Genomic DNA, 7,774 nt, shown 5'->3' with positions numbered 1-7,774 from the left:
GTTGTACAGTATACTGTATAAAAATAATTATTCATCATGAAAAGAGGCTATGCTATGACCGAAGCAAATACTGTACCCCTCGTATTTAATATTCAGAAATTTTCTATTCATGATGGTCCTGGCATTCGCACGACGATTTTTTTCAAGGGGTGTCCCCTTCACTGCAGGTGGTGCCATAATCCGGAAAGTCAGCGGTATGAGGCCGAGACATTGCAGACTCATGAAGGAGAAGAAATAGCTGGTCAGACCTATACGGTTGAGGCATTAGCTAAAAAAGCGGCGCAGGATATTATTTTTTATGATCAGTCCGGCGGCGGCGTTACTCTTTCCGGCGGGGAAGTAATGGCAGAAAATATGGCCTTTGTAACGGCTTTATTGCGCCGGCTGAATGAAAATGGCATAGACGTCGGCATTGATACGAGCGGCTGCGTGCCTTATGAACGGTTTCAGCAGGTGCTGCCGTATACGGCGTTTTTCCTGTATGACATGAAGGTCTTTGATCCTGATAAGCACCGGAAGTATACTGGTGCAGACAACAGGGACATTCTGGCCAATATGAAGCGCCTCAGCGATGACGGTGCTGTCCTGTATCTGCGACTGATTATGGTACCTCAGGTCAATATGGATGAAGAAAAGGATATACAGCCATTCATTCGCTGGCTCAAGGACAAGGATATTCACGTAGAGCGCCTTCATTTACTGCCCTATCATCAGCTGGGAAAAGATAAGTATACTGAGCTGGGACGACAGGCACAGCTGTTTGAAGAGCCGTCTCCGGAGTCTCTGGAGCATGTCAGGCAGCTGTTTCTGCAGGCAGGGTATGACACCGTCATTGGCGGCTGAACCTGCCTTATAAAGGAGTATTGTATTATTTTAGAGGGATTATCATACAAAGGGGGACTTACACATGACGATGGCAGCAGTAAAAGCACCACAGAAAGCAGCAGAAAAGGTATTGCCGAAAGCTGCGAAAAAAGTACCGCAGAAAGTAGTAGAAGGACGGCGGGGATGTACGGAACGAATCCGGCGCCTCCGTGAAATGAGCGTGCACGAAAGTGTTCCGTCCATTTCCATGGAACGGGCCGTATTGCTGACAGAAGCGTACAAAAAATATGAAGGCACCTGCTCGATTCCGGTGCTGCGGGGCAAATCGTTTTACTATATTATGAAGCATCGGACCTTATACTTGGGGAAAGGGTCCCTCATTGTCGGTGAAAAAGGGGATAAGCCGTGGGCTGCACCGACATTCCCGGAACTGTGCTGCCACACACTGGAAGACTTTGACAACATGAATAACCGGGAACGGGTATTCTTCCGTGTCAGTGACGAAGATAAACGGATTCAGCGGGATGTGATTATTCCCTATTGGAAAGACCGGGCCATGCTGACGAAGATGACCGCTCTTCTGCCGGAAGAATGGCAGAAACTGTTTGAAGCTGGCATGTATACGGAATTCCTGCACCAGCGCGGCCCTGGCCATACCGTAGCAGACGGCAAAATATACCAGAAAGGCTACGCTGATTTCATGGCCGATATTCAGCACCGCATCGATACACTCGATTGGAATAATGATGTAGATGCCCTGCAGAAGCGGGAAGAATGGGAAGGCATGATCTGGGTCTGCAAAGGCATGATACTCCTGGGCGAACGGTATGCCAAACTGGCCCGCGACATGGCTGCTGTGGAAACAGATCCCCAGTGGCGCCAGGATCTGCTGGATATTGCCGCTGTCTGCGATGTCGTGCCGGCTCATGCACCGAAGACGTTCCGTCAGGCCATCCAGATGTACTGGTTTACCCATATTGGCGTAACGACGGAAATGAACAACTGGGATGCCTATTCACCAGGTAAGTTCGATCAGTACCTGGAACCGTTCTATGATGCAGAAATCGAAGCAGGGACGCTGACGCGGGAACGGGCCAAGGAACTGCTGGAAGCTCTCTGGATTCAGTTTAATAACCAGCCGGCACCGCCGAAAGTGGGCATTACGCTGAAAGAAAGTGCGACGTATACGGATTTCTGCAACTTCAATACAGGCGCTCTCCGTCCAGACGGTACGAGCGGCGTCAGTGACGTGAGCTACCTCATCCTCGATGTTATGGATGAAATGCGTCTCCTTCAGCCGAGCTCCAATGTGCAGATTTCCCGGAAATCGCCGGAACGGTTCCTGCGGCGGGCGCTGGAAATTTCCCGCAAAGGCTGGGGGCAGCCTGCCTTTTACAACAGCGAAGCTATCATCCAGGAACTCATGTATCTGGGCAAATCTCTCGACGATGCCCGGGCCTGCGGCATTGCCAGCGGCTGCGTAGAAGCCGGTACGGCAGGGAAGGAAGCCTATGTCCTGACAGGCTATCTGAATGTGCCTAAAGTCCTGGAACTTGTCCTGACGCGGGGCTACGATCACTATACGAAGCAGCAGGTCGGCATCGATGTAGGCGATCCTACGACCTTTGCGTCCTATGAAGATCTGTGGCAGGCTTTCCTGAAAGAACTCAAGTACGTAGTCGATGTCAAGGTAGCCGGCAATAACGTCATTGAACGGCTGTATATGGAATATATGCCTGTGCCGCTGCTGTCCGTCATTACGGATGACTGCATTGCTGCCGGGAAAGATTATAATGCCGGCGGTGCCCGCTACAACACGAGCTACATCCAGTGTGTCGGCATTGCGACGATTACGGACTCCCTCGTAGCCATTAAGAAACAGGTTTTTGAAGATCATGCCTTTTCCATGGCCGATCTCCTCGATGCATGTGCTCATAATTTTGAAGGCTATGACGATATTTTCCATGCCGTCACTAAAGAAACACCGAAATTCGGCAATGATGATGACTATGCAGACAGTGTGCTCCATGACGTGGACAAGGCGCTGCAGGCGACCATTGCCGGACGGAAAACGCCGAAGGGCTCGCGGACGGTTGTGGAATTTTTGCCCACAACGTGCCATGTCTACTTCGGTTCCGTCATGCAGGCCAGCCCCAATGGCCGCAAAGCCGGCATTCCTCTTCCTGACGGCATTGCTCCGGAAAAAGGAGCCGACACAAATGGCCCGACAGCAGTTATCAAATCGTGTGCCAAACTGGAACAGCTTAAAACCGGCGGAGCCCTTCTCAATCAGAAGTTTACGCCGTCCGTCGTTGCCGGCGAAGCCGGTCTTACCCATTTGGCAGCCCTGGTACGGTCCTATTTCACCATGGACGGCCATCATATTCAGTTCAACGTTATTGACCGGGCAACGCTCCTGGATGCGCAGAAACATCCGGAACAATATGAAAACCTCATTGTCCGCGTAGCCGGGTACAGCGATTATTTCAATAATCTCGACAAAGCCCTGCAGGATGAAATTATTAACCGGACAGAACAGACCTTCGCATAACTGCCGGATTTTAAAACAGAAATACAAAAAGAACGCTTCTGTGTGTGGAAGCGTTCTTTTTGTATATACAGCTGCAGATGCACAGCCGGATTCTCTGTGTATTCGTATATGGGACTTTCAGGATTATAACGCGGCAATCGTTTTCAGACCGTACAGCGCTGCCGTATGCTGCAAGACTTCTTCGTTCATATTGCGGCCCTGTGCTTTCAGGCGCTGTATGTGCTGCCATAAGGACGTAATCGTTTTTTCCGAGTACGTCATGAGTTCGCACCGCGTGTAGGTTTCAAAGGCCGTTTCGCCCTGTTGAGCCTGCGATTCGCGAATAGGGCGGCCGTGGCGAATAATATTGGGATAGTCCGCAGCTGTTTCTGTAATCCAGCGGATTTGCTGACGCAGAATGGCCATGACAAGCTGCCGTTTTTTCATGGAAATAGACGGCAGTTCTTCTTTAATAATCTCATATTCGGCAGGATGAGTCGTTTCCATCATATAGCCGTATTTAAAGGTCATGAGATTTTCGTCGGCATCTGCAGCCTGCTGCAGGTCATGCAGATAGGACTGCAGCGTCGCTTCATCCCAGGCCATGAACTGGCTGGTCCGCATGATGAGAAAGGTCTTTTCGTCGTCCTGGCAGAGGGCGCGGCCGCTGGTATGATGGACGCTGGTGAACATGGGCCATTCCAGGGCAATAATCTGGGCAATGAGGGTGTCTTTTTCCATACGTCGTTCCTCCTAGTAGGCTTGCATAATGGGCAGGGACCGCAGCTGCGCATTCTGAATGTGGCTGATAATCTGTGGGCCATAGGTAATCAGGAAATTGTCTGAGCCGTCCGCTATATGCTGGCGGCGCCATTCCTGACGAATGTCGCTGCAAATATCTTCTATGAGCGCTTCTTTGGTATCCGTATCGACGCAGGTACTGAGGTGCTGAATCTTTTCGTGCAGTACGGACAGGACTGGCAGATACTGCAGACCGTGGTGGGCCCATTTGTAAAACGGCATATACCGCCTGTTGAGCAGATAGGCCATGGACATGGCGGCCCGGATAAATTCGTAGAGCGCGCAGTTTGCGCCGACCATTTCCTTTCGCTTCAGGCAGCGGGCGTAATTATACTGCCCGCTCTGGGCCATGACAGCAGCCCGGAGGGCTATTTTTTTCAGCCGCACATCTTCCGGATAATAGGAAAGCAGGGCATTGCGAATAGACGTAAACCGTCCCAGCAGATCGGCAAAGACTTCGCCGTTTGTGGCTTTGGCCAGATAGGTTTCATCCAGGCGATTCCACTGGTCTATACTTTCCGGTGCATGGGACAAGCCGGTAAACTGGCGGTAAAAGTCAGAAATGCGCAGGACGCCGACACGGCCCTCTCCGCCAGGGGCGACCTTCCGCGTATAGCCGCGGAAGGTTTTGGGCAGGGCATCGTAGGCCTGCTGCAGGGCCTGGCCGAATTTGGCATAGTCTTCGTTGGTCAGCCACAGGCAGAACGACGGGCCCCAGTCGTGGTCGCGGGAAATGGCGTCGTCAAATCCGTAACATTCCGATCCGTCACCGACGAGGCCGACAGCAATGCGGTCCTGTACGTCAGCAAAGTCCCGCTCGATCATCGGACGGCCTATTTCTTCATAATAGGCCCGGCATAGCGTAAGGCCTGGTTTTTCTTCCGGCGAGCCCGGCGTTTTTGCGCCTCTCTGCGCTGCCGGAGAGGCAGGCGCCGTTTCCATGCGGGGCAGACTGTACATATGATCCTGTTCTGGTGCCGACGGAGTAGGAAGATGCTCTCTGGCCAGGGTTGCATTTGCCATGGCCTGCTTATATTCATCGTTTTCCCCGAAGATGCCTTTCGTATACTCGGCGGCCTGAACAAAGCGCTTCCAGGCACTTTCATAGCGCTTCTGATCCATGTCGATAGTGCCGCATAAATTCAGGGCTGCTGCATAATGCACGCCTTTTTCGGGAAGCGATTCATATAGGGCCAGGGCTTTCTCTGCGCCTTCCCTTGCTTTTTCGGCTTCTCCCAGGTACCAGCTGGCAGTGCTGCTGTTAATGAGTGAAATGGCCCGTTCTTCCGGATGCCCCGGCAAAATGCCGATAATCTGCAGTGCCTGCTGTGCATAGTCCAGAGCCTGCCGGTACTGCCTGAGATCCAGGTAGATGAGGGACAGGTTGTTCAGGGCTGCTGCATAGTGATAGCTCCGCCGGCCGGAGATGCGGCTGTAAATATCGGCTGCCTCCATGTACAGGGGGAGGGCCTGCTGGTACTGTTTCATGAGCCGCAGCGTTCCGGCCAGATTCAGACGGTTCGTTGCATAATCCATCGTATCTTTTGTGCCGTAGCTGAGAATATCCTGGCCGGCCGATTCAAAGGCCCGCAGCGCTTCGTCATACCGGCTGGCTCCACGGTAGTACGTGCCCAGTTCATTGAGGGCTGCCGTAAAGATCTGGTCATGGCCGCCGCAGCAGACGCGGTGTTCTTCCAGGGTATGGCGAAGAAAGGGCTCGATTTCCTGCGTCTTTCCCTGGGCGTACAGTGTATCCAGAGAGTTAAAAAAATCGGTCAACGTATGATCCATAGCATATCTCCTTACGTGATAAAAAAGAAAGGCTGTTTTCTGCAGATGCCTGCAGTGAAACAGCCTTTGTATGTGTACTTATTTGCCGGCAAATGAGAATATAAACTGATAGAGCAGTACGCCTGCAATGGAGCCGCAAACAGGGCCAAGCAGCGGAATCAGCGCATAGTCACCCCAATGAGAGGAGCCCTTGCCGGGAATGGGCATCAACGTATGAGCCAGACGGGGACCCCAGTCACGGGCCGGATTAATGGCATACCCTGTGAGACCGCCAAAGGACTGGCCAATGGATACGATAATGCCAAATACAAAGATATAATTCAGACCAATAGCCAGGCCCTGACCAGGAGCCGGTTTAATGCCTGTAGCGGTGGAAATGCCGAGGATAGCAAACAGGAGTACGGCTGTGCCGACAAATTCACTCAGGAAGTTCAGCGGCAAGTTGCGGACTGCCGGTGCTGTACAGAATACGCCCAGTTTCGTAGCCTGATCTTCTGTGGCTGCAAACTGGTCATGGAACATAATGGAGACGAGAGCGCCGCCGCAGAAACCGCCGGCAAACTGACAGATAACATAGCCCGGAACCATATCCCACGGGAACAGGCCGCCTACAGCCAGGCCAATGGTAAGGGCCGGATTAAAATGAGCACCTGAGTAAGCGCCAAAGGTATAGGCCGGAATCATAACGGCCAGACCCCATGCGCAGGTGACCATGCACAGGCCGCCGCCGTTGAAATTGGATTTTTTCAGGAATACGTTGGCACAGACGCCATTACCGAGAAGCAACAATAAAAAAGTACCTACAAACTCACTGATATACGGAAACATAATATTAGTCCTCCTTAACGCTGGCTGCTTGACGCAGCTCATAGTCATGCTGTACTTCTAAAGCATATTTTTCGTCCCAGGGAAGCACATCACCGTCTTCTTTCAAGTATGCCAGAAGTTCAGGAATTCCTTCTCCCGTTACGGAGTCAATATAGAATACTTTTTTACATCCCGTATTTTCCAGCCACAACGCTGCCTGCGGCAAATTGGCATAGGCATCATGAATGTGCGTGACAATGCCGATAACCTCGCGGGTGCTGAGAGACACAATGTTCGGGCTGTATAAACTGTATGGCTCGGCTGCATTTACCAGCAGGCCGATCATGTCCGCTTCGTGAGAATATACAATGAGCGCACGAACGAGTGATGGGTTTTCGCAATATTCTCCTGGCGTGTCAATAATGACATCGTGGTAGTTCACATACTGCGTTTTGTGATATTTGATTTTCTTTCCCTGCAGCGCCTGAGTCAGCGTTGTTTTACCGGCTCCCGTTCGTCCGATGAGCATAATTTTCTTCATGGCATACGAATCCTCCTTTCTCTCGTTGTTGGTTGGCAAAGACAGTATCAGGCTTTGGTAATCTGGCAGACGTCAAAACCTAAAACAGAAGAGGCATAGGCCAGAGATTGTTCCCATGCAATAGTCACATCCGAAATGGTTCCGGTTACGACCAGGGTTCCGCTGAAGCGATCGACAAAGCCGAGGCGGATAGCAGCTGCTTTCAGGGCAATGTCGGCCGTGATGATAGCCGTTTCATACGGAGTCTGGCATAAAATGCCAATGGCAGAACTGCGGTAATCAATCGTAGGGTCCAGCCCCAGCTTGCGATATAAAATAGGATCCGGGCTGGCTATGATATGAGCCAGTGTAATCTGACGGCCCGGCACGCTTTCCATGATAATGCGGCCGGAAATTGCGTCTAATCCCGTGCCTTCAGCAGTAAAGGTATGGTTTTGTGGAACTTGCATGAAATATCACCTAATCTCCGCTATTAATAG

Annotated in this window: 7 protein-coding genes; 2 read left to right on the top strand and 5 right to left on the bottom strand. The window is 51.6% G+C overall.

What is annotated here, in order from left to right; genetic code table 11:
• Positions 1-54 precede the first annotated feature (54 nt).
• Together Q3886_RS06840 and hypD are read left to right on the top strand one after the other, a co-directional pair.
• Positions 55-843, top strand: a complete 789-nt coding sequence (locus Q3886_RS06840; protein WP_301860522.1) for a 4Fe-4S cluster-binding domain-containing protein — start codon at positions 55-57, stop codon at positions 841-843.
• Positions 844-907: 64 nt separating this feature from the next.
• Complete coding sequence (hypD, locus tag Q3886_RS06835) at positions 908-3,376, top strand: trans-4-hydroxy-L-proline dehydratase (RefSeq protein ID WP_301860521.1); 2,469 nt, start codon at positions 908-910, stop codon at positions 3,374-3,376.
• Between the two features lie 123 nt (positions 3,377-3,499).
• Here the strand turns inward: hypD and Q3886_RS06830 are convergent, their stop codons facing one another.
• The 5 genes from Q3886_RS06830 to Q3886_RS06810 form a co-directional block, all read right to left on the bottom strand.
• Positions 3,500-4,096 (bottom strand): DUF4125 family protein, encoded by a 597-nt coding sequence (locus Q3886_RS06830; protein ID WP_301860520.1) that lies wholly within the window; start codon positions 4,094-4,096, stop codon positions 3,500-3,502.
• A 12-nt stretch (positions 4,097-4,108) separates the two neighbouring features.
• Positions 4,109-5,947, bottom strand: a complete 1,839-nt coding sequence (locus Q3886_RS06825) for a DUF4037 domain-containing protein (protein ID WP_301860519.1) — start codon at positions 5,945-5,947, stop codon at positions 4,109-4,111.
• Between the two features lie 78 nt (positions 5,948-6,025).
• Complete coding sequence (locus Q3886_RS06820) at positions 6,026-6,775, bottom strand: MIP/aquaporin family protein (RefSeq protein ID WP_301860518.1); 750 nt, start codon at positions 6,773-6,775, stop codon at positions 6,026-6,028.
• A gap of 4 nt (positions 6,776-6,779) precedes the next feature.
• Complete coding sequence (locus Q3886_RS06815; protein ID WP_301860517.1) at positions 6,780-7,295, bottom strand: EutP/PduV family microcompartment system protein; 516 nt, start codon at positions 7,293-7,295, stop codon at positions 6,780-6,782.
• Positions 7,296-7,342: 47 nt separating this feature from the next.
• Positions 7,343-7,744, bottom strand: coding sequence for a BMC domain-containing protein (locus tag Q3886_RS06810; RefSeq protein WP_301860516.1), 402 nt, complete (start codon positions 7,742-7,744; stop codon positions 7,343-7,345).
• Between the last annotated feature and the right edge of the window lie 30 nt (positions 7,745-7,774).

The organism is uncultured Megasphaera sp. (assembly GCF_958350005.1).
In the GTDB taxonomy this organism is placed as follows: Bacteria; Bacillota; Negativicutes; order Veillonellales; family Megasphaeraceae; genus Megasphaera.
Note: the sequence above shows the minus strand (reverse complement) of the source record. Positions and strands in the feature narration are given on the sequence as shown.

Bases quoted from the DNA above. Each gene is read 5' to 3' on its own strand.
- Q3886_RS06840 (WP_301860522.1), top strand. From the start codon at position 55: ATGACCGAAGCAAATACTGTACCCCTCGTATTTAATATTCAGAAATTT.
- hypD (WP_301860521.1), top strand. From the start codon at position 908: ATGACGATGGCAGCAGTAAAAGCACCACAGAAAGCAGCAGAAAAGGTA.
- Q3886_RS06830 (WP_301860520.1), bottom strand. From the start codon at position 4,096: ATGGAAAAAGACACCCTCATTGCCCAGATTATTGCCCTGGAATGGCCC.
- Q3886_RS06825 (WP_301860519.1), bottom strand. From the start codon at position 5,947: ATGGATCATACGTTGACCGATTTTTTTAACTCTCTGGATACACTGTAC.
- Q3886_RS06820 (WP_301860518.1), bottom strand. From the start codon at position 6,775: ATGTTTCCGTATATCAGTGAGTTTGTAGGTACTTTTTTATTGTTGCTT.
- Q3886_RS06815 (WP_301860517.1), bottom strand. From the start codon at position 7,295: ATGAAGAAAATTATGCTCATCGGACGAACGGGAGCCGGTAAAACAACG.
- Q3886_RS06810 (WP_301860516.1), bottom strand. From the start codon at position 7,744: ATGCAAGTTCCACAAAACCATACCTTTACTGCTGAAGGCACGGGATTA.